Source organism: Bacillus sp. 275 (assembly GCF_001999205.1).
In the GTDB taxonomy this organism is placed as follows: domain Bacteria; phylum Bacillota; class Bacilli; order Bacillales; family Bacillaceae; genus Bacillus; species Bacillus velezensis.
The window spans coordinates 2,738,862-2,759,787 of record NZ_CP019626.1 but is presented as its reverse complement, the minus strand read 5'-3'; the positions used below and the strand labels follow the sequence as shown (position 1 = coordinate 2,759,787).

Here is a 20,926-nt window from a genome sequence, read left to right as displayed (position 1 = left end):
CTCCTATAATTGTCTTACCGGCTGCACCGCTTCGCTTAACAGCCGGTAAGACAATCGTTTTTCCTCAGCGTTTCTGATAGGCGACAAAATCACAAAATCAGTAATGCTGTACTGAACGGATAATCGTCGCAGCTCGGCGGCAGTCTCTTCTTTTGTCCCGGCAATCACACCCGTCTTTTGTGTAATCAGCTTATATGGCTGCGTGACTTGTTCAAGAAACGCTTCCGCTTGTTCCCGGGAACCGACATTCACCTTTTTGCCGTCTTCGAGAATGATTTTGACCGACTCACGCGATACCACGTGTTTTTCCGCTTCTGCTTTTGTATGCGCGGTAAAGACCATCGGCGCAAGGTGAAATTCCGCCTTCGATCCTATCGGCAGATGCTCGTCAAAGGCGTGGCGCGCTTTTTCTAACGCAGCCTCTTCACCGTTTATGAAATAGGCGAAAACGAAGGAAATGCCGAGTTTGGCCGCGGATATCGCGCTTTCCGCGCTGCCGCCGAGCAAAAAGAGGTCAGGCGCATACTCAGTATGCGGCGCCGGCCGCAATGACGCGTAGCGGTGCGAGTCCGGAAAATCATTTCGGATGAAATGAGTCAGCTCCTCAAGCTTTTCTTCAAATAAACGGGCGGGCTGGATAAGCTCCCGCTGCAGCGCATCGGTTGACAGCTGAAATCCGCCGGGCGCTTTGCCGACACCAAGCGCCACACGGCCGGGAGCAAGAGCGGACAAAACCCGGAACTGCTCCGCCACTTTATAAGGACTGTAATGCTGCAGCATCACCCCGCCGGATGCGAGACGGATTTTTTTCGTGCTTGCGGCAAGATACCCCAGAACAATTTCCGGCGCTGATCCCGCTATCTCTTCATTGTTATGATGCTCCGCCGCCCAGAAACGGTCATATCCGTATTGTTCGGCCTCCTGAGCCAATTTCACCGTTTGCCGCAAGGCTTCTTCTGCGGTTTGGTTTTCCGCGGTGACACTTTGGTCTAAAATGCTTAAACGAATCATACGACAGGCTCCTTTATGCGCTCTTTTATGTCATAACCGTAATCAGGCAGCACGCGGCGGAGGAACTTCTTCGTTCTTTCTTTTTTCGTCTTGTAAAAGACTTCCTCAGGCGTTCCTTGTTCCACGATTGCTCCTTCATCCATAAACACAATTCGGTCGGACACTCTTCTGGCGAATTCCATTTCATGAGTAACAATGATCATGGTGGCGCCGGTCCGCACAATGTTAAGCATCACCTCGAGCACCTCGCCGACAAGCTCCGGATCGAGGGCTGCGGTCGGTTCATCAAACAGCATCACATCAGGATGAATGGCAAGCGCCCTGGCAATTCCGACCCGCTGCTTTTGGCCTCCCGACAGCTGATTCGGATAGGCGTGCAATTTATCCTGAAGCCCCACCTTGGCCAGTTCCCGCTCGGCAATGGCGTACGCATCTGTTTTTTTCATTTTCCTTGCGATCGTCAGGCCTTCCATAACATTTTGAATCGCCGTTTTATGCGAAAACAAATGATATTGCTGAAAAACCATCGCCGTCTGTTTCCTCAGTCTGAGAATGTCTTTTTTGGCAGGCTTTTTGTAGTTAATGACTTCACCGTGCAGCGAAATGGCGCCTTCATCCGGCCGCTCAAGTAAATTAAGGCAGCGCAGAAACGTGGTTTTCCCGGAACCGCTCGGGCCGATGATGGTCACGACTTCTCCTTTCCGGACACTTAAATTGATGCCCTTTAGCACGTGATGACTGCCAAAATGTTTCTGAATGTTTTGGATTTCGATCATAATGCGCCTCCTTGATATCTGGCTGCCCTTTTTTCCGCCAGACTGTTTACAGCTTCGAGAATCAGCGTTAATCCCCAATAAATCACGGCAGCCCCGATAAATGCTTCCAGAAATGCATAGTTATCGGATGCCGCAATCGTCGCCGTTCCTGTAATTTCAGGCACTGCAACAATGGCCGCGATGGAAGTGGTATGCAAAAAGCCGATGCCTATGTTGGTGAAGTTCGGCAGCGATATCATGAACGCCTGCGGCAGAACCACGCGCCGAATCATCTGCCCCCGCGTCAGGCCGATTGAATATGCCGCCTCCGCCTGCCCCGTATCGACGGCCATGATCCCGGAACGGAGAATTTCCGTCATATAAGCGCCTGCCGTTAATGACAGTGCCATGATGACAAACACGGCGACCGGAATCTGATTGGCCGACCAGCCGAGATGAAACGCGCGGCTGAATTGATCGGCAATCAGCGGAACCCCTAAATAAATCAGCATAATATGGAGAATCGCCGGGGTGCTGCGGAAAAAAGACACGTAAAACGATGAGCAGGCCAGCAGCCATTTGATGCGGAATATACGCACCGTGATATTGCCGAGAGCTATGAAAAATCCGGCAATAATCGGAATGACCGTCATCGCCAATGTAAGCGGAACGGTTTTCATCATTTGTTTGATCGCAGTGCCGATAAATGGAATGTCCAGCTCCACTGTTCTCCCTCCTTTTCAGCCGTGCGCGCTCATGTCAAAAACCGTCACAAGGCGCGTCTCATCTTTCTTGATTCGTTTTTCGGCCCATCTGAAGACACATTCAAATAAAAGGGCGGCCGCATAATACAGAACAGAAAGCGAGATATACACTTCTAAAGAATGATTGCTCGATGTAATCAAGGTCTGTCCTCTGCCCGACATATCCATCACCCCGATCGAAAAAGCGAGCGATGTATCTTTTAAGAAACCGATCACCATATTCCCGATGTTGGGAAAGGCCTGCACAAGCGCCTGCGGCAGAATGATGCGCCGGAATGTCTGCCCCCCGTTCAGCCCGATGCTGAAAGCCGCCTCCGCCTGCCCGCGGTCGACGCTGTTCACACCTCCCCTCATGATTTCGGCCGCTCTTGCCGCGCTGCTCAGCGCATACGTGGCGATGGCCGCATATAAAGGGTCCATTTTAGAGGTATCGATTCCGGCGAGCGCCGTGAGCGCCGGAATGCCGTAAAATACAATGAACAGCTGCACCATGATGGGCGTTCCTCTGAAAAAAGAGATATACAGCTTCGCAAACTGATTCAAAACGGGAATGCGATAGATGCGGGGCAGCGCCAAAAGCAGCCCCAATAGAAAGCCGAACAGCAGAGACACCGCCAATATATACAGCGTGACGGGCAAATACCCGAGCAATGTCGGCACAAAGGACGCGATCATACTGATATCAAACGCTTTTTCCATTACCGATCCCTCTCTTTTTCACTTAATATTGCTCCTTTGAATAATCCGCGCCGAGCCACTTTTCACTCAGCTTTTTAAGCGTGCCGTCATCAATGATTTCCTTGAGGGCTTTATCAATGTCATCGCTCAGCGTTTGTTCATTTTTGTTAAACATAAAGAACACTTTGGCATTTGACAGCACCCCGCCGACCGTTTTTTCTTTGATCGCGCTCGTTTTGTTTTGGAAATCGACGGCAAACGGCGTAGAAATCGTCGCATCGGCGCGGCCGGATTTCAGCTGATTGGCCGCATCGTTTGAACCTTGGCCCGCATAAGCGATTTCAAACGGACTGCCGTGTTTTTCATTCCATTTTTTCAGCACAAGCGCGCCGTTTGACGTCGGACTTGTAATGACCCGCTTTCCTTTCAAGTCATCAATGCCGTGAATGTTCCCGTTTTCTTGAAGCACCGTGATTTTCAGCGGGAAGTTGTTATACGCGACTTGATTGAACAGAAATTTTTTCTCCCGTTCGGCGCTTTTTTCCATTTGATGGGCTACGATATCGACTTTATGCTGGCCGAGGCTGACAAGCAGGTTGGAGAAATCCATCGTTTTAAAAGTGAAACGATAGTCCGGCAGGCGCCTGTCAAGCTCTTTCACCAGCTCAACGTCGTAGCCCGTCAATTTGCCTTCATCATCAATAAAGCAAATATTCGGAAATTGAGTGCCGGTGCCGACCGTAATGTTCTTCACGTTTTTCTGATTGCCTGATGCCGCCTCCCCGCCCGCGCCGCAGGCTGATAACGCCGCCGTTGCGGCAATTGTTAATGACATGACCGCCAATCTTATTTTCATGTGATCGCCCCGTTTTCTGCCTCAATTATTTCGTGAAACTTGATTTTGAATAATCCGCGCCGAGCCATTTTTCACTCAGTCTTTTCAATGTGCCGTCCTTCTCAAGCTTTTGAATCGCCCGATCCGTATCGTCCGCCAGGGTTTGGCTGTTTTTATTGAACATAAAATACACCTCGGTATCCAGCAGCACATCACCGACCGTTTTTTGTTTGAACGCGTGCGTCTTATTTTGAAAATCGACGGCAAACGGCGTGGATACGGTGGCGTCAGCGCGTCCTGTCTCTATTTGGTTTGCTGTATCATTGCCGCCCTGCCCGGCGTATTTCAAATGTATCGGGCTGCCGTGGGTTTTGTTGTATGCCGTCATATAATCCGCCGCGTTTGACGTCGCGCCGACGATGACGGTTTTCCCTTTTAAATCCCGGAGCGTGTGTATCGCGTCATTATCCGCCTTCACCGTGAGGTACATCGGCGAGTAGTTATATGGGATCTTGTGATACAAAAAGCGTTTCTCCCGTTCCTTATTTTTCGCCATATTATGCGCGATCACATCAATTTTCCGGTTTCCGAGACTTGTAAGCAGATTCGAAAAATCCATCGTCTTAAAGACAAATTTGTATTGCGGCAGCTGTTCATCAATGGCTTTCATCACTTCAATGTCATAGCCGGTCAGCTCGCCTTTTTCATCCATAAAAGCAATGTTCGGAAAATCAGTTCCCGTGCCGACAATGACGGTCTGCACGCCGCTTTCCGCTTTTGTGCTTTCTCCTTGCCCGCACCCGGCCAGCACGCCGAGCAGCAGAAGCAGACAGCCGGCTCTGATCCGTTTTTTTATCATTGCGCCCAGCTCGGTGTGCCTAACAGCGACGCGTCAAACCGCTCCGGTATGAGCACCTTTCTCATCATGACTCCGATGTCTCCGTCTTTCTCCTGCTCAAAATACACTTCATACCCCCTCCGTCTGTACATATCTACAAGCCAGGGATGCTTGCGCGCCGAAGTGCCGAGCGTGATGGCCGGGGCCTTCAGCGTATCCCGCAGCACGTGTTCCTCCACATAAGTCAAAAGTTTGCTGCCGATGCCCTGCCCCTTCAGCTCAGGAAGCGTTGCAAACCACCAGACAAACGGATATTTTGACGGAGGCGTGTCACTCTCCCACGGAAAACGGATCGTAATGGTTGAAAGAAGCCGTCCGTCCCGTTCGAGCACGACGGCTGAATGATTTTCAATATTTTCTGTTACCATATCGATGTCGGCTCGCGCCGACGGCCAGTCAATCTCCAAATTGCGGATCGGCTGAAACGCGCTGTACAGCAGCTCTAAAAACTCCGGCGCATCCTTTTTCTCAGCCAATCGAAATATGTCTTCACTCATTCCGGTCACTCTCCCCGCAAAATATATAATTCCCATTTGTTTACTAATCTTTGATTGTTTATACTATAAAGCAAACTGATTTATTTGACTAATCAAAAAAAGTAAAGGAAAGGTTCAAGAAAATTAATGAACAGCCGGGAGGGGATTTCGTTGGAATTACGCACCATTAAAACGTTTCATACGATCGTACAGTCAGGCAGCTTTTATAAAGCCGCCGAAATTCTGAACTACTCACAGCCGACGATTTCAATGCGGATTAAACAGCTGGAACAGGATGTAGGCGCGCAGCTGTTTGAACGGGGAAAGAAGCTGAAGCTGACAAGGGCGGGGCGGCTGTTTCATGAGCGGGCCGGGCAGCTTCTCGCGCAATACGAGGTGCTTGACCATACTCTGGCCGATATCAGACAGGGGCAGGCCGGCCTTATTCAGATCGGCATATCCGAACCGACGGCAAGCCTGATCTTCCCTGCCGTACTGCGGGGTTTCTTAAATGATTATCCGGACATGTCGGTCAATGTCAGCGTGGATGACGCCAATACATGCAGCCGCAAACTGCTGGAAGGCGCCATTGATTTTGCCGTATGCGGCGAGCCGGAGCTGATTCTGGAAAATTACTTCGATCCGTTTTTCCATGACTCGCTCAATGTCATCGTGTCCGACAGACATCCCCTTGCAGCCAAAACAAGCATCAATCTCGAGGATTTAGAAAATGAATGCCTGATTTTTACGCCCGCCAATTGCCCGATCCGGATTCAAATTGAACAGCACCTGCAGCGGGCCATCGGCAGCCGCTATCGAAAAATGGAGCTGACCAGCAGCATGGCTCACCAATACTATGTCAGGGAAAATATCGGCGTCTCAATCTTTACGGCGACGGCGCACTCAGAACCGATCGAGGGCACGAAGGTCATTCCGATCCATAACTTAACGATTTCACCGCCGGTCGGGCTGTTGACAAACCAGAAAGAAGAGCATTTTGACTGTGCTACAAAAGATTTAATCAGCAGGATCATCAGCCGGTTTCAGCGTGATCCGCATTAAAAAAACCCCCGCTTTACGGGGGTTTTTGTACGTTCATCTTATATAATGCTCCGCACCAAGCCGCCGTCGATCCGCAATGCAGATCCGTTAATGGCAGACGACAGCGGGCTGCTTAAAAAGGCGACAAAGTGAGCGATTTCTTCCGGACGGATCAACCGCTGAATGATCGACGTCGGACGATTCTCCTTCATAAATCGTTTCTCCGCTTCAGCCGCTGTCAGGTTTTCACCGGGATAAAGCGACTCCAGCATCGTTTCGACGCCCTCTGTTTTCGTGGAGCCCGGCATGACCGTATTCACCGTCACATTCGTCCCTTCCGTGAGCTCGGCCAGACTGCGTGACAGCGACAGCTGCGTTGTTTTCGTAGCGCTGTAATGGGCCATTTCCTGAGAAGGCATGACGGCCGCTTCACTCGCGATAAAAATCACCCGCCCCTCCTTCCGTTCAATCATCCGCTTTGCATACCGGCGTGTCAGCCTCACGCCGCTCATGATATTCACCTCGAAAAACCGGAGCCACTCTTCGTCAGGAATATCAAAGTATTCCGCAGGTTCAAAGATTCCTAAATTGTTGACGAGAATATCCACATCCGGATACTGCTGAAAAATCGCGCCGCATCCTTCCGCCGTGCCTAAATCAAATGCGGCCGGATAGAGACGGGCATCCGGCGTCTGTTTCTCTAGTTCCCGGATCGTTTCGTTCACCTTTTCTTCACGGCGGCCGTTAATAATCACGGCCGCACCTTCTGCAATCAGCGAAGCCGCAATCGCCTTCCCGATGCCTGACGTAGATCCCGTCACAAGCGCCGTCTTCCCTTTCAACTGCAAATCCATCATCCATTCCTCCCTATCGCAAGTCTCTTCTTATATATGGACAGAAATCGAAAGCCTGAAACCTTCTGTCCCTATTATCAGATAGAAAAATGGATGAGGGGAAGTACGCACTTTTTAGTGCCTGTCCGTTGTCCCGGCTGACGGCTGATCGATTTGAATGAAAAATTCACCATCTAATTCTGCCTGAGCCTTTTTTAATATCCTTAATACATTATCAGCATCCGAACCCAATTCCTTCTGACTGATGTCAAAATTCTTCCACACCAAAGTCAGCGGAAGTTCGATCCAGCCTGTCAGACAATCCCATAAGGCATTCAGATTTTCGCCATAAAAGTCCGGGAAATCTAATTGATCTTTTAAGATTCGGTGTAATGCTTCTGTGCTTGTAATATCTTTTCCGTCTATGATGACGACTATCATTCAAATGGACTCCTTTATTTCGGCATGAAAAAACCGCAGTGCGTCATGTGACGGCACTGCGGTTCCTCTGTTATGTATGGAGACGGTGGGAGTCGAACCCACGTCCAGAAACATCGATTACTTAAGCGTCTACGAGCGTAGCCTGCATATTTCGTGTTTCACTCGTCTTCGTGCCTGCGGGCGGGCCTTCCGAGAGCTAGTCTGTCAGTCTCTTCTTACGTTCTCAGACGGGAACGCAAGCGTAGCCTACTTGGATGTGCTCTTCACGGACACATAGGCAATGTCAGGAAGAGCTCGCTGCGTTTATTAGGCAGCTAGTGCTAAGTTTTGGTTAAAACTTTTAGTTTTGCCAGTTATATTTAGGTGCGTGTTAACGAGATCGCCTCTCGGCTCGCAGCTCAAGCTCGATCCATCCCTGTCGAATCCGTAACGTCCCCTTGTTAAGGGTATACGGGAGATCTATCAAGCTCTTGCTCAACTGGCTGTACTGTTATTATATCATGATCACAGACAAATTCAATTGGGAATGTCTTCAATAAACAGCCTGTGAATTTGATGTGTGAACAGTATAGCATACGGCAGTTATCACATCAAGGCTCAGGCATCAGAAGCCTTTTTGTCTGTCTCTGAACGCTCTTTCGATTTCCCTTTTGGCGTCTTTTCGTTTTAAATCTTCGCGTTTATCGTATGTTTTCTTCCCTTTTCCGAGGCCGATTAACACTTTGGCAAAGCCGTTTTTCAAGTACAGCTTCAGCGGCACGAGAGAATAACCTTTCTCTTTTGTCAGGCCGATCAGCTTATTGATTTCTTTCCTGTGCATCAAAAGCTTTCTCGTCCGGAGCGGGTCGTGGTTATAGCGGTTTCCCTGCTCGTACGGGCTGATGTGCATGTTGTGGAGGAACACTTCGCCGCGCTCGATTTTCGCAAAGGAATCCTTCATGTTTACGCGGCCGGCGCGAATGGACTTAATCTCCGTCCCCTGCAGCACGATGCCTGTTTCATAGGTTTCTTCTATAAAGTAATCATGGTTTGCTTTTTTGTTTTGTGATAATACTTTGCCTGATCCTTTTGGCATGCCTTATCCTCCTCTCTCCGCAAAAACCGTTCATGTGTGCGATACGCTTTATTTTAGCAAATGGAGCGTTCCGCGACAATGAAAATGCGGCTTGCGAAAGAAAGCAAACAGAGCATTTTGCCCCATTTGCTTTTCGCATTTACTTCTTCTTTTTGCGTTTTTGTTTTGGCGCGTTTTGGAAACCGCGTTTTTTCTTTTTCTTCTTCGGTTTTGTAAACCATTCCCCTTTTTCCTCCGATTTCGGCGGTGAAGCCGGGGTATTGCTGTTTAACACGCGTTTCCGCGCCGGTCTGCCGCGTTTTCTGCGGTCGCCTGTCGTTTCTCTCGGACGGCGGGTGCCTTTCATGCCGACAATTTCAAAGTCGATGTTTCTCTCATCTTTATTGACGTCGACGACTTTGACCGTGATTTCGTCTCCGATCCGGTAAACGTTGCCCGTGCGTTCGCCGATCATGGCGAAATGCTGCTCGTCAAAACGGTAATAATCATCCGTCATAAAGCTGACGTGCACAAGCCCTTCAATCGTATTCGGCAGCTCGACAAACATTCCGAAATTCGTGACGGAACTGATCATGCCGTCAAATTCCTCGCCGATTTTATCAAGCATATATTCCGCTTTTTTCAGATCGTCCGTTTCCCGCTCTGCATCAACGGCGCGACGCTCCATCGTTGACGTATGATCAGCGATTTCCGGAAGGCGTTCGGCCCACTTTTCTTGAGTCGCTTCGTCCGATTGTCCGTTGATCAAATACGTTCTGATCAGCCTGTGAACGATTAAGTCAGGATAGCGGCGGATCGGCGATGTGAAGTGCGTATAAAATTCAGTCGCCAGCCCGAAATGGCCCAAGCTTTGCGGGTCGTATTTCGCCTGCTTCATGGAACGGAGCATGACGGTTGAAATCACCGTTTCTTCCGGACGGTCCCGCACTTCGTCAAGAATGCTTTGCAGCGCGCGCGGATGAATGTCTCCGGCTTTCCCTTTGACGATATAACCGAATGTCGTGACGAACTCCAGGAACTTTTGCAGTTTTTCGGCGTTCGGCTCTTCGTGAATCCTGTAAATAAACGGCACGTTCATCCAATGGAAGTGCTCGGCCACCGTTTCGTTTGCCACAAGCATGAATTCTTCAATCAGCTTTTCCGCTACTGAGCGCTCTCTGATGACGACGTCTTTAACGGCGCCTTCCTCATCGACGAGCACTTTCGCCTCTTTGAAATCAAAATCCACGGCGCCGCGGTCCATCCGTTTCGCCCGGAGAATTTCGGCCAGACGTTCCATGTCTTTAAACATCGGGACGAGCGGCTCATATCTTTCTTTCAGCTCGGCGTCGTCTTCTGTGAGGATCTGGTTGACATCTGAATAGGTCATTCTTTCCGTCGTTTTAATGACGCTTTGGAAGATCTCGTGCTCTGTCACCTGGCCCTGCTGGTTGATTGTCATTTCGCAGGAAAGCGTCAGCCGGTCGACCTTCGGATTTAAAGAACAGATTCCGTTAGACAATCTGTGCGGAATCATCGGAATGACCCGGTCAACCAAGTACACGCTTGTCCCTCTTTCCAGCGCTTCTTTGTCAATCGGGGAATTCTCCGTGACGTAATGGCTGACGTCGGCAATATGAACGCCGAGCTTGTAGCTGCCGTTATCAAGCTTTGTCACGGTGACGGCGTCATCCAGATCCTTCGCATCCGCGCCGTCAATGGTGACAATGACCTGATCGCGGAGATCACGGCGGTCTTTGATGTCTTTTTCATCGATGGTATCGGGCGTGCTTGTTGCCTGCTCCATCGCTTCAGCCGGAAAATCTCCCGGCAGGCCGTGCTTATGGATGATGGATAAAATATCGATGCCCGGATCATTTTTATGGCCGAGTATTTCAACGATTTCTCCTTCGGCGTTCATTCTGCCTTCAGGGTAGCTTGTCAGTTTGACGACGACTTTATGACCTTCCGCAGCCCCGTTATTGGCATGTTTCGGAATAAAAATATCACTCGTGATTTTCTTATCATCCGGGATGACAAAACCGAAGCTTTTCGTTTCTGTGTATGTGCCCACGACGCGGTCGATGCTTCTTTCCAAGATGCGGATGACCGTGCCTTCCTGTCTCGATCCGCTTGACTGGGAATTGAGCCGCACCATGACGATATCGCCGTTCATGGCCGTATTCAGCTCATTCGGCGGAATAAACACATCGCTTAAAGAGGTATCCTCCGGCAATAGAAACGCGAATCCCTTTGCATGCGCGGAAATTTTTCCTTTTACTAAATTCATTTTTTCCGGAAGCCCGTAGCGGTTGCTTCTGGTGCGGACGATCTGCCCCGTTTCCTCGAGCGCCACCAGCGCTTTTACCAGCTCTTTGAATTCATCTGCTTCCGTGATGTTCAGCATCTCCTCAAGTTCCTGAACGGTAAGGGGCTTGTACGCCTCTTCCTTCATAAACGCGAGAAGACGGTCCATAAACGCTTCTTTTTCCATTATTCGACCTCCTGTTTGTTACCAATCGAGTTTCTCTAAAAATTCGTACACATCCTGATGAACGAGGTCCCGTTCTTTATCGAGCGTAATGACATGGCCTGATTCTTCATACCATTTCAGCTGTTTGTCGTCCGTTTCCACCTCGTTGTAAATGATGTTCGCACTTTCTGTATTAATCATATGGTCATGCCGTGCCTGAACCACAAATGTCGGGGAATAGATCATGTCGACGTTTTTGCGCACATCGGCAATCAGCTCCTGAAGCGATTTGAGCGTATTCATCGGTGTTTTTTCAAACTCCTTCATTTCCTTTTCAATCTGCTCCGGCTGTTTTCCTTCGAATTTTTTATAATTGCGCGCGTAGGAAAGAACTCCTTCGTACATAACCTTTTCACTTTTAATGTGCATCGGCGCACACATAGGAACAATTCCCTTTATGGGTACAGTGTAACCCAATTTCAATGAAAAAACCCCGCCAAGCGACAGTCCGCAGGCCGCAATGTTTTCATAGCCTTCAGACCGTAAATACTCATAACCGTCCATGACGTCTTTCCACCAATCTTCAGGCCCCGTATGTACCAGTTCTTCCGGCGGAACGCCGTGCCCTTTATATTGAGGCGCGTGACAAGTGTAGCCGCGCTCATTCAAGTAGCGGCCGAGCATTCTGACGTCTGCCGTATTTCCCGTAAATCCGTGCAGCAGAAGCACCGCTTTGTCTCCGCCTTTAAATGTAAATGGTTTTGGTGTCACAATTTTCATGCTCATAACCCCTTTTTTGCACATTCAATTTAGTTTTCCACAGTTTTGCGAGAAACAAACGCCGTCTCTCAACAAGAAAAAGGCCTGATATTAAATCAGACCTTATACAAACATTGCCTTATACGATATACGCCAGCGAAATCGTCAACACGAAAAACAAGACTGCCAGCACAACGGTTGTGCGGTGAAGAATCAGATCAAGGCCCCTTGCTTTCTGTTTTCCGAAAAGCTGCTCCGCCCCGCCTGAAATTGCACCCGATAAACCGGCGCTTTTGCTGGTTTGAAGCAATACGACAATAATAAGTGCAATACTGACGATGACCAATAAGGTAATCAATAATGTGTGCATCCCATACACCTCCAGACTGACTGGCCTACATTGCTTCTATTTTACATGAAAAACAAAGGCATGTCACGCCGTATCGGTGCACATCATGTCAGAAAAACGGAAATGCGTTTGAATCTTCCATCATCATTGACTTTTGTCAACAAAGTCGTAGTAAAAAAGATCTTCAAATTTCATGTCAAAGTAATAGAGCATTTTTCCGATGACCAGCTGGCCCGGCCTCCGCTCTCCATTCAGTACACGGCTCAGTGTGGCGGGAGATATTCCGATCTCCAGGGCGAGCTGGTTTAACGAGTAGTCATTATTGACCATATACTGCAGCACATAATCTCTTCTGATCTGTATCTTTTCGACCACTTTCTTCACCTTCCGTTCTGTCAAATACTTTCTTTCTTATACATAAGATACGGCTTTTGTTAACTTTTGTCAATACTTTTCCAGCCTGGCTATTCCCTTTAGTCAATAAACATACTAGAATATAAATAGACCGCGGGAGGGGGAAAGACTGTGGAAAGTTTCGGGAAACAATTGCGGACATTGCGGGAAAAAAGGCATCTGACAGTGAATCAGCTGGCAACGTATTCAGGCGTCAGCGCCGCGGGAATCTCGCGGATTGAAAACGGCAAACGCGGGGTGCCGAAACCTGCAACCATTAAAAAGCTCGCAGATGCGTTAAAAATCCCGTATGAGGAACTGATGCAGACGGCGGGATATATAGAGACCGTTCAGGAAACGAGAGCCCCGTACGACACGGGCTGCACCTTGCTGGAAAAAGCCGAAACGTATGAGCTGCATGATTTATCCCTATTGGAGCGGGAGAACTGGCGGCACCTGTCGAAAGAAGACTTGGTTCTGCTTGATAAATACTTTGCGTTCTTATCGGCTGAAGCCAAAAAAAGAACAAATGAAGACTCATGACTTTGCACATGTGAGGCGATCTTATTGAACACATTCGGAAAGCAATTAAGAGAGCTGCGCCGCGCCCGGAAGCTTACCGTCAATCAGCTTGCCGTCTATTCCGGCGTCAGCTCGGCGACCATTTCCAGAATTGAAAACGGGCACCGCGGCATTCCTAAACCCGCGACCATCCGAAAATTGGCGGACACATTAAAAATTCCGTACGAGGAGTTAATGGCGCGGGCCGGACACATCAAGGCATTTCAGGAAGAAATCCGCGAAACCTCCGAAAGCTATCAATCCATCTGCGCCATCTATCAGACCGCCGTTGACAGAGGCGCGGAGCATCTGCCGCTGTTTGACAGCAAAAAGTGGCAGCATTTCACAAAAGAAGATATTGAAAGCGTCAGCAAATACTTTGATTTTATCGCGGCTGAAGCGAAAAAGCGCTCCCCGGATTCCTCATCCTCTTTTTGATCCTCTCCTCAACTTAACAAGCGCCAGACGTACGTTCCCTCCGATTTTGCGGTATAATAGCAGAAGACGAGGTGAAAAAGCATGAACCAATCAGAAATGTGCCCCAGATTCGAAAAAGCGGTCGACATCCTAAGTAAACGCTGGGTGGCTCTAATCGTCTTTCAGTTATTGAACGGACAGCAGCGATTTAGCGAAATTGAAGCGGCGCTTCCGAATTTAAGCGGAAGAGTCTTGTCAGAACGTCTGAAAGAACTTGAAACAGAAGGTGTCATCAAACGGGATGTTATCCCCGAAACGCCTGTCCGCATTGAGTATTCTTTAACGGAAAAAGGCTGCGCATTAGCCCCTATTTTAGAGGAAATTTCCAAGTGGTCTTCAACATGGATTGATCCTTCCTGATAAACTCTTTTCCGCATAAGCGGCTGATCTCTCAAACGGACAGCCGTTTTTATTTTTGCTTTTCTTAAACAGAAAAACAAGCCCTCAGGCGTGCAGGGCTTGTTTTTGTCTGACGCCTTCCAGCGGAATTCGAATCTCCGCCCGGGCTCCTCCAGACTCCTGATTTTCAAGTATTAATTCGCCGTGGTGAAGATGTACGACATGATGGGCGAATGTAAGCCCCATGCCGTGATGCCCCGCCGAATGTCTGCTTTTATCCTCCGTGTAAAAAAGCTGTGTCGCTCTTTTCAGCGCTTCCGGCGAGAACCCGCTTCCGCTGTCGGATACGGCGAGATGGAGGGCGGAAGCGGTGCACAGGACGTCCACACGGATTTCCCCTCCTTCCGGCGTATAGTCGACGGCATTTGCCGCGATATTCATGACCGCCCTGTGGAGCAGCTCATGATCGATCGGCGCTTCAATTCGGTCAATTCCCCGTTCGCTGAGGACGAGATCAATCTGTTTCGGCCCCGCAAGCGCCGCCGCGTCACGATATATGTTTTGAATCCACTCTTTGAGGTCGGTATATTCCACATGAACGGCAACTGCCTCTTCCGCTTTAGAAAGCTGGATCAGCTGTCCGACATAATGCTCGATTTTGTTTCCGGCATCCAGAATATACTGCGCATATTCCGCCTGCTCCTCATCAGGCTCTGTTAACTGAAGCAGCTCGGCATTTCCTTTAATGATCGTTGCCGGAATTTTAATATCATGCGCAAGCGCGCCGATTTGTTCTTTCTTTATCCGCTCCGCCTCCCACTGCGCCGCCAAAGATGCCTGAAGCGCGTCTTTCATTTTCAGCAGAGAGTCAATGACATCGTCAAATTCCTTTATGCGAGACCTTTTTGGATTGATATTTAAATTCTGTTTTTGAATGCTTGCCGTAATGGAGCTGAGTGTGCGGAAATGCCGTCTCAGCTGATTGGCGAAACGCGTCGTCACGATAAAAACGGTCAAAAGAAGCAAAGTGATCAGAATCGTAAGACCCGTCCATTCATAATTCGGCAGATAGCGCCTTAACAGCGGCGACTGAAATTCCGACCTGAGTGAATATTGGAGAACGCCGTATTCATCTTTCCGATTTATCACCATGAATCCTTTTTGTGCATAATTAAAATACGGCTGATGCTGAATCTTTTTTCTCGCGTTGGCCGCATCTTGTTCCGTCATCGTTCCTTTTGTCATCCGCTTTGTTTTTTTATCAAAAACGGCGTATGTCATACCTGCGGGGATCATGTCTTCTGTTATCTTTTCCGCTGATTTCAGGCGGGGTTTGATCTGTTCCGCCTCATGCTCGCTGTAGTTTGCGGGCAGGATCGCTCCGGCATTCATGGCAATGGCATTTAAGGCGACACATAATGCCGCCACCCCCATCGTGCTCAGACACAGTGTGATCGTAAATTTGACAAGCTCTTTGCGGATGCTGGATTTTCCTTTTGCTATTCCCATTTGTATCCGACACCCCACACCGTTTTGATCGGATCAGCCCCGTGTTCTTTACATTTTTTCCGGATGGTTCTGATAAACTCCGTAATGGTTGAATAGAGCGCATCGCCGTCCAAGCCGTACACTTCCTCGTAAATCTGCTCCCGTGAGAATGTTCTGTTTTTATGCTGTGCCAGACATTCAACGATTTTATATTCGTTTTTCGTAAGAGGCAGTTTCCGATCATCAATCCATACTTCTTTATTGTCAAAATCAAACATGAAGCCTGATATCAGCCGTTTCGTCTGATGCTTTTCCCGCCGTTCCCTTCTGACATGCGCGTTTACCCTTGCCATCAATTCCTGTACGCCGAACGGCTTTGTGATGTAATCATCAGCGCCTGTCATGAGGCCTTTCACAATGGATTCTTCGTCAGACTTTGCTGTTAAAAACAGGATCGGGCTGTCCACCAGCGGGCGAATCCGCCGGCAGAGTTCAATCCCGTCTGTTCCGGGCATCATGACATCAAGAAGAATCAAATCATAGCCTTGAAAAAAATCCAATGACTGATCCTCCGCTTTTTCCAGAATCGTTACTGTATGCTGATCACGCTGTAAAATGTTTCTGATCAGAACGAGAATATCTTTTTCATCATCAATTGCTAAAATGTTTGCCACCGGCCGAATCGCTCCTTGCCTTTATTCATATGAACGCCGCCCTTCCCATCTTCTGCACCAATAAAGGCCGGCCAGACATAATATCACTATAGAAAAATATAACATTATTTCTCCGAATCTCATATCGTATCTTACATAAGGGAGGAACTCTTTTTTGACTTTGTCAAAATGCAGCAGTCCTGCAAGGCCTGAAAGCCGCACGCTCCATGCCCACGGAAAAAAACGCCAGATGATATCGCCAAGTCCCGTATTCATGAGCGCCGCCATTAATAATCCCGCACCCCCTAAAAGCCCGGACGGTCCCATGCCGTACTTTATGCCGACAAAAAAAGACATCATATAAAGCGGAATACTGCCGGCAATCAGCCACGCCCCTCCTTTTAAAAAGAGAAGATACGGGAGATCATTGATGTGAAGAACAAATTTCATCCCCGCCAAATAAAGACAGATGGCGAGACCTACCGAAAACACATTCAATAGGAGCAGCAAAAGCAGCTTGCCCGCAAAACTGATGATTTTAGAATGCGGAACCGCCAGCATCATCTGAAAACGGCCCGCCTGTTCCTCAACCGAGGCAGACATGCCGCAGACAATACTGATGATGAAAGGGTATAAAACAGCAATCGCGCTGAAAAACACACTGTACAGCATATAAGGCTCCTGAACCCTTCCATACATATACAACAGGAAAAATCCCGCGCATAAAACCGGCGCCGCAGCATGCATCCATATGAGCGGCGTACGCTTCATTTTTAATACATCGGCCCACATATATCGTAAAAGCACGGTCATGACCGGTTTCCCCCTTTTGAAAAAGACACGGCGGAAACAAAACTTACCGCGATAAAAGAAAGAATAGAAAGAATAATAGCCGGAATGATCACGTTTCCGTTTAATAAGCCGCTGTTTGCGGGAAGCGGAATTCCGTTCGGATGGATCCCGAGAATCGGTGACATCACCCGGACTGACCAGCTCCACGGACTCAGCCACCACAATGAACCTGACGCCGGCACAATGCCTAAAACAAAGGCGGCGATCATATTCATGAGGATGACTGCCGTAAACCCGAACTGTCTGGCAATCCATAAGCAGAACGGAATTTCCCAAAGCGTAGACAGCCACAAAAGGGAGCTTGCTTCAATACCTTTCAGCTGAACCGCAGCAATTGCCGGAAACACAAGGCCAAGAAAAAACATGATGACTAAAAAGACGATTTGCGACAGGAGTGAATACAGCGCGATCAAGCTTATTTTTGAGAACCATATGCTCTTCAAGTCAGCCGGCAGTGAGTACACCGCACGGTCATTCGCTGATTTTTTCTCTTTTTTAACAGATAAACCGCACATTAGAGCAATCATGAGCGGCATGAAAATAACCGCCCACCAATTGAACGTGCCCGTCATAAAATAGGCGGCATTCAGCAGAAAAGAAAAAGCCGTGTTCAGAAGCGGGATTAGAATGATCAGCTTTCTGATAAATGTTCTTTTAGATGTAAGGTGTTCCGCCTGCATGTACTGAATCATTTTCCTGTCCCCGCTTTCTCCCGTGTTGATTTGACTACCTCCAGAAACAGCCGCTCCAGATCGTCTTCCCGGCTGATTTCTCCCTGATATCCTAAAACGCCGTCACTGATAATTCCGATATGGTCTGCGATCTGCTCGACTTCTGATAACAGGTGGCTAGATAAAATCACCGTCATTCCCTGTCCGGGCAGGGAGCGGATAAATTCCCGCAAATCCTGAATTCCCATCGGGTCCAATCCGTTTGTCGGCTCATCAAGAATTAAAAGCGACGGACGGTTTAATAATGCTAACGCAATGCCGAGACGCTGTTTCATCCCCATGGAAAATTGTCCGGCGCGCTTTTTTCCGGTTCCCGTTAATCCCGTGATTTCCAACACTTCCGCAATCCTTGAATCAGGCAGTCCGAGCATCACGCAGCGGACTTTCAGATTTTCAGCGGCTGTCAGGTTGCTGTAAAGCGGCGGCGCTTCAATCAGGGAACCGATGCTTTTCAAATCTTCGCGCTTCCATGTATGTCCGTCGAACAGAACCTTGCCGGATGTTTGCTGCAGCATGCCGGTCAATATTTTAAGTGTCGTTGATTTTCCCGCGCCGTTCGGACCGAGCAGGCCGTAAATACTGTTTCGCTTAACCGATAGAGACACATCAGCCACTGCCTGTTGTCTGCCGAATGATTTTTGCAGCTGTCTCGTTTCTAAGATGTTGCTCATATGATTACCCCTCTGCTTTGTTATTTGATAAGTAAGACTTTACAGCGCAGTTATCAAAATTTAATCAAGAAATCAAAAAAAAGCATCCTTCACGCGGAAGAATGCTTTTTTTCATGAGGCTGAGCGTACGATCAGCTTTCTTTTTTGTTTTTTCACCGGGCTGAGGGCTCGTTCCAGCCACGCCATCAGCAGGTCTGCGGCTACCGCCATCAGCGCGGTCGGGATGGCGCCCGCCAAAATAATGGCGGTTCCGTTTGTCGCGTTCGAGCCTCTGACGATCATATCCCCGAGGCCGCCTGCGCCGACGAAGGTGCCGATTGCCGTGATGCCGATCGCAATGACGAGCGCCGTTCGGAGACCCGCCATAATGACGGAAAGCGCAAGCGGCAGCTCCACCATACGAAGGATTTGGTATTTCGTCATGCCCATCGCCTTTCCCGACTCGAGATAAGCGTGCTCGATATTGATAATGCCCGTGTGCGTATTTCTGAGAATCGGCAGCAGTGAATACAAAAACAAAGCCGTGATGACCGTATTGGCGCCGAGTCCCATGACGAGCATCAGGACGGCGAGCATCGCAAGCGCCGGAACGGTTTGAATCACGTTCGCCACAGCAAACACCCAGCCGGCGAGACGCCCGTGCCTTGCTGTCACAATTCCGGCCGGAATGGCGAGAACGGCGGCGAAAACGACGCCGTACGCCGACATGAGAAAGTGCCGCCAGCACTCATACAGAACATAACTGCCGTTTTGAGCATAATACGTAAACAGCTCCTTCATCGTGTCCATCCGCACATCTCCTTTCCGTTATTCAAAGTAATGATGTTTTTCTAAATATTCCTTGGCCACGACGGACGGCTCTTTTAATCGGCCGTCAACTTCGTAATTCATTTTCTGCATCATCTTTGTATCAATCGCGCCGATCATTTTATTGATCACGCCCTCCAGTTCGGGATGCTCTTTTAATACTTGATCCGGAACGACGGGTGAACAGTCATACGGAGGAAAGAACCGCTTATCATCCTTCAGCGTTTTCAGTCCGTAAGCGATGATTCTTCCGTCGGTGGAATAAGCGAGCGCGATATCCATCTTTCTGCTTTTCAGCGCGTCGTAAACAAGGCCGATCTGCATCGGATACGTGCCTTCAAATGACATTCCGTATGTGTTCATAAAATCCTGATATCCGTTGCCTCTCAGCTTCATCCAGTAGTTATCGACGCCGAATTTCAGATGAGACGCTTCTTTTTTGACATCGGATACCGATTCTAAATGGTATTTGCTGGCAAGCTGTCCGGAAACGGTAAAGACGTATGTATTATCAAAGCCGTAAGAATCAAACCATTTCATGTCATATCTGTTTTGAAATTCACGCTGAACGAGCCGCAGCGCTTTGTCCGGGTCTTTTTCCGGCTCCATGCGAAGCGTCCCGGTCAGCGCGTCTCCTGTATAGCGCGTCGCGGCGATATCAATATCACCGTTTATCAAGGATTGCTGCTGTACGGCATTGGAGCCGAGATTTTTAATAACGGATGTTTTCAACCCGCTGTGATGTTCGATCATCTGTCCGAGCATGCTCGCGATGATTTCCGATTCGGTCATGCTTTGCGCGCCGATTTTAATGGTGTCCTCCGATGCGGCGCTCAATCCCGGGAGCGAGCATCCGCCAAGGAGCAGCATGCCGATACAGGCGATTGCGAGCAGCCGTTTTTTGCATCTATTCCCCATGAGAGACCTCCTCCTTATGAAGCGTCCTTTATGCTTTTCAGCCCGTCAGGCGTGACTTTCCGTTCTGTCATCCCCAGCATGTAATCGACGGCTGCCGCCAGCATCGTGACCGGAACGGCGCCTGCGATAATATACTCCGGCTGGTAAAGGTTCAAGCCGATAAAAATGTAATCTCCCAGCCCGCCTCCGCCGATAAAGGAGGCGAGCGTCGCCCAGCCGATTAAATAAATCGAAGACGTCCTGATGCCCGCCATGATGACCGGAGCGGCAAGCGGGAGCTCTACAAGCCTGATCTGCTCCCATGCCGTCATGCCGATTCCTTTTCCCGATTCCAGAAGATGCCGATTGACGCCGAGAATCCCCGTATACGTGTTTCTGAGAATCGGCAGCATGGAATAGAAAAACAGCGCCACAACGGCCGGGACCTTTCCTACGCCTAAAAGCGGAATAAAAAACGCAAGAATGGCAAGGCTCGGCAAGGTTTGAATGATGTTGACGATGCCGATGACGGCGCCGGCTCCTCTTTTCATCCTCGTCAGCACGACACCGAGCGGAACGGCGGCGAGAATGCCCGCCATGACGGCGATTAATGAGATGTACAGATGCTCCCATGTTTTATAAAGCATCTCTCCTCCATTTGCCTGTAAAAATTGCACGGTCTGATTCATA

Annotated in this window: 26 protein-coding genes and 1 other RNA gene; 4 read left to right on the top strand and 23 right to left on the bottom strand. The window is 49.0% G+C overall.

The features are described 5' to 3' along the window. Positions 1-3: 3 nt before the first annotated feature. Genes BZ167_RS13430 through BZ167_RS13400 form a run of 7 tightly spaced genes read right to left on the bottom strand, consistent with a single transcriptional unit; the run spans position 4 to position 5,438 of the window. Positions 4-1,011, bottom strand: a complete 1,008-nt coding sequence (locus BZ167_RS13430) for an LLM class flavin-dependent oxidoreductase (RefSeq protein WP_077392107.1) — start codon at positions 1,009-1,011, stop codon at positions 4-6. Beyond that, positions 1,008-1,787 carry an amino acid ABC transporter ATP-binding protein gene (locus tag BZ167_RS13425; RefSeq protein WP_031378339.1) on the bottom strand — a complete coding sequence of 260 codons (780 nt, stop codon included), beginning with the start codon at positions 1,785-1,787 and terminating at the stop codon, positions 1,008-1,010. The genes BZ167_RS13430 and BZ167_RS13425 overlap by 4 nt, the downstream gene beginning before the upstream one ends. Then, a complete protein-coding gene (locus BZ167_RS13420; protein WP_007613790.1) occupies positions 1,784-2,491 on the bottom strand; it encodes an amino acid ABC transporter permease in 708 nt (235 codons plus the stop codon). Before BZ167_RS13420 ends, BZ167_RS13425 begins: the two co-directional genes overlap by 4 nt. 15 nt (positions 2,492-2,506) lie before the next feature. After that, positions 2,507-3,229 carry an amino acid ABC transporter permease gene (locus BZ167_RS13415; protein WP_031378338.1) on the bottom strand — a complete coding sequence of 241 codons (723 nt, stop codon included), beginning with the start codon at positions 3,227-3,229 and terminating at the stop codon, positions 2,507-2,509. Positions 3,230-3,251: 22 nt separating this feature from the next. Continuing rightward, positions 3,252-4,064: an amino acid ABC transporter substrate-binding protein gene (locus BZ167_RS13410; RefSeq protein ID WP_061890826.1), complete on the bottom strand. Its 813-nt coding sequence runs from the start codon at positions 4,062-4,064 to the stop codon at positions 3,252-3,254. 25 nt (positions 4,065-4,089) lie between these two features. Next, on the bottom strand, positions 4,090-4,902 hold the full coding sequence (locus BZ167_RS13405) for an amino acid ABC transporter substrate-binding protein (RefSeq protein ID WP_031378337.1): 813 nt from the start codon (positions 4,900-4,902) through the stop codon (positions 4,090-4,092). Then, positions 4,899-5,438, bottom strand: coding sequence for a GNAT family N-acetyltransferase (locus BZ167_RS13400; RefSeq protein ID WP_003151702.1), 540 nt, complete (start codon positions 5,436-5,438; stop codon positions 4,899-4,901). Before BZ167_RS13400 ends, BZ167_RS13405 begins: the two co-directional genes overlap by 4 nt. 150 nt (positions 5,439-5,588) lie before the next feature. Here BZ167_RS13400 and BZ167_RS13395 point away from each other — a divergent pair, with 150 nt between their 5' ends. Next, positions 5,589-6,479, top strand: a complete 891-nt coding sequence (locus tag BZ167_RS13395; protein WP_015418225.1) for a LysR family transcriptional regulator — start codon at positions 5,589-5,591, stop codon at positions 6,477-6,479. A gap of 38 nt (positions 6,480-6,517) precedes the next feature. Here BZ167_RS13395 and BZ167_RS13390 read toward each other — a convergent pair whose 3' ends face one another. The 8 genes from BZ167_RS13390 to BZ167_RS13355 form a co-directional block, all read right to left on the bottom strand. Next, a complete protein-coding gene (locus BZ167_RS13390; RefSeq protein WP_061860877.1) occupies positions 6,518-7,312 on the bottom strand; it encodes an SDR family NAD(P)-dependent oxidoreductase in 795 nt (264 codons plus the stop codon). A gap of 114 nt (positions 7,313-7,426) precedes the next feature. Next, the gene (locus BZ167_RS13385; protein ID WP_061860878.1) at positions 7,427-7,732 is read right to left on the bottom strand and encodes a barstar family protein; all 306 of its coding nucleotides are present in this window, start codon (positions 7,730-7,732) and stop codon (positions 7,427-7,429) included. Between the two features lie 74 nt (positions 7,733-7,806). Then, positions 7,807-8,169: a transfer-messenger RNA gene (gene ssrA / locus BZ167_RS13380) on the bottom strand. Between the two features lie 167 nt (positions 8,170-8,336). Then, positions 8,337-8,807, bottom strand: a complete 471-nt coding sequence (smpB, locus tag BZ167_RS13375) for an SsrA-binding protein (protein ID WP_003151688.1) — start codon at positions 8,805-8,807, stop codon at positions 8,337-8,339. Positions 8,808-8,946: 139 nt separating this feature from the next. Continuing rightward, the gene (gene rnr / locus BZ167_RS13370; protein ID WP_031378334.1) at positions 8,947-11,280 is read right to left on the bottom strand and encodes a ribonuclease R; all 2,334 of its coding nucleotides are present in this window, start codon (positions 11,278-11,280) and stop codon (positions 8,947-8,949) included. An 18-nt stretch (positions 11,281-11,298) separates the two neighbouring features. After that, entirely contained in the window at positions 11,299-12,039 is a 741-nt protein-coding gene (locus BZ167_RS13365) for an alpha/beta hydrolase (RefSeq protein ID WP_015418229.1), read from the bottom strand. 118 nt (positions 12,040-12,157) lie between these two features. After that, a complete protein-coding gene (gene secG / locus BZ167_RS13360) occupies positions 12,158-12,388 on the bottom strand; it encodes a preprotein translocase subunit SecG (RefSeq protein WP_003151681.1) in 231 nt (76 codons plus the stop codon). Between the two features lie 123 nt (positions 12,389-12,511). Further along, a complete protein-coding gene (locus BZ167_RS13355; protein ID WP_087920807.1) occupies positions 12,512-12,697 on the bottom strand; it encodes a helix-turn-helix domain-containing protein in 186 nt (61 codons plus the stop codon). 195 nt (positions 12,698-12,892) lie between these two features. On the opposite strand from BZ167_RS13355, the gene BZ167_RS13350 reads away from it, so the two are divergent. The 3 genes from BZ167_RS13350 (at position 12,893) to BZ167_RS13340 (ending at position 14,158) form a co-directional block, all read left to right on the top strand. Further along, positions 12,893-13,303 carry a transcriptional repressor RghR gene (locus BZ167_RS13350; protein WP_003151677.1) on the top strand — a complete coding sequence of 137 codons (411 nt, stop codon included), beginning with the start codon at positions 12,893-12,895 and terminating at the stop codon, positions 13,301-13,303. A gap of 24 nt (positions 13,304-13,327) precedes the next feature. Further along, the gene (locus tag BZ167_RS13345; protein ID WP_003151674.1) at positions 13,328-13,759 is read left to right on the top strand and encodes a helix-turn-helix domain-containing protein; all 432 of its coding nucleotides are present in this window, start codon (positions 13,328-13,330) and stop codon (positions 13,757-13,759) included. 81 nt (positions 13,760-13,840) lie between these two features. Next, positions 13,841-14,158 carry a catDE operon transcriptional regulator CatR gene (locus BZ167_RS13340; protein WP_003151672.1) on the top strand — a complete coding sequence of 106 codons (318 nt, stop codon included), beginning with the start codon at positions 13,841-13,843 and terminating at the stop codon, positions 14,156-14,158. An 84-nt stretch (positions 14,159-14,242) separates the two neighbouring features. On the opposite strand, the gene BZ167_RS13335 is transcribed toward BZ167_RS13340, so the two are convergent. From BZ167_RS13335 to BZ167_RS13300, 8 genes are all read right to left on the bottom strand, one after another. After that, entirely contained in the window at positions 14,243-15,646 is a 1,404-nt protein-coding gene (locus tag BZ167_RS13335) for a sensor histidine kinase (protein ID WP_077392106.1), read from the bottom strand. Further along, positions 15,637-16,299, bottom strand: coding sequence for a response regulator transcription factor (locus BZ167_RS13330; RefSeq protein ID WP_007613820.1), 663 nt, complete (start codon positions 16,297-16,299; stop codon positions 15,637-15,639). The genes BZ167_RS13335 and BZ167_RS13330 overlap by 10 nt, the downstream gene beginning before the upstream one ends. Positions 16,300-16,320: 21 nt before the next feature. Further along, on the bottom strand, positions 16,321-17,091 hold the full coding sequence (locus BZ167_RS13325) for a lantibiotic immunity ABC transporter MutG family permease subunit (RefSeq protein ID WP_033575162.1): 771 nt from the start codon (positions 17,089-17,091) through the stop codon (positions 16,321-16,323). Then, positions 17,088-17,822 carry a lantibiotic immunity ABC transporter MutE/EpiE family permease subunit gene (locus BZ167_RS13320; protein WP_061860881.1) on the bottom strand — a complete coding sequence of 245 codons (735 nt, stop codon included), beginning with the start codon at positions 17,820-17,822 and terminating at the stop codon, positions 17,088-17,090. Before BZ167_RS13320 ends, BZ167_RS13325 begins: the two co-directional genes overlap by 4 nt. After that, positions 17,819-18,532: a lantibiotic protection ABC transporter ATP-binding protein gene (locus BZ167_RS13315; RefSeq protein ID WP_061860882.1), complete on the bottom strand. Its 714-nt coding sequence runs from the start codon at positions 18,530-18,532 to the stop codon at positions 17,819-17,821. The genes BZ167_RS13320 and BZ167_RS13315 overlap by 4 nt, the downstream gene beginning before the upstream one ends. Before the next feature lie 111 nt (positions 18,533-18,643). Further along, positions 18,644-19,321, bottom strand: a complete 678-nt coding sequence (locus BZ167_RS13310; protein WP_015240601.1) for an ABC transporter permease — start codon at positions 19,319-19,321, stop codon at positions 18,644-18,646. A gap of 18 nt (positions 19,322-19,339) precedes the next feature. Next, complete coding sequence (locus BZ167_RS13305; protein WP_031378329.1) at positions 19,340-20,257, bottom strand: osmoprotectant ABC transporter substrate-binding protein; 918 nt, start codon at positions 20,255-20,257, stop codon at positions 19,340-19,342. Between the two features lie 14 nt (positions 20,258-20,271). Then, positions 20,272-20,925, bottom strand: a complete 654-nt coding sequence (locus BZ167_RS13300) for an ABC transporter permease (RefSeq protein ID WP_077392105.1) — start codon at positions 20,923-20,925, stop codon at positions 20,272-20,274. Position 20,926: the final 1 nt, after the last annotated feature.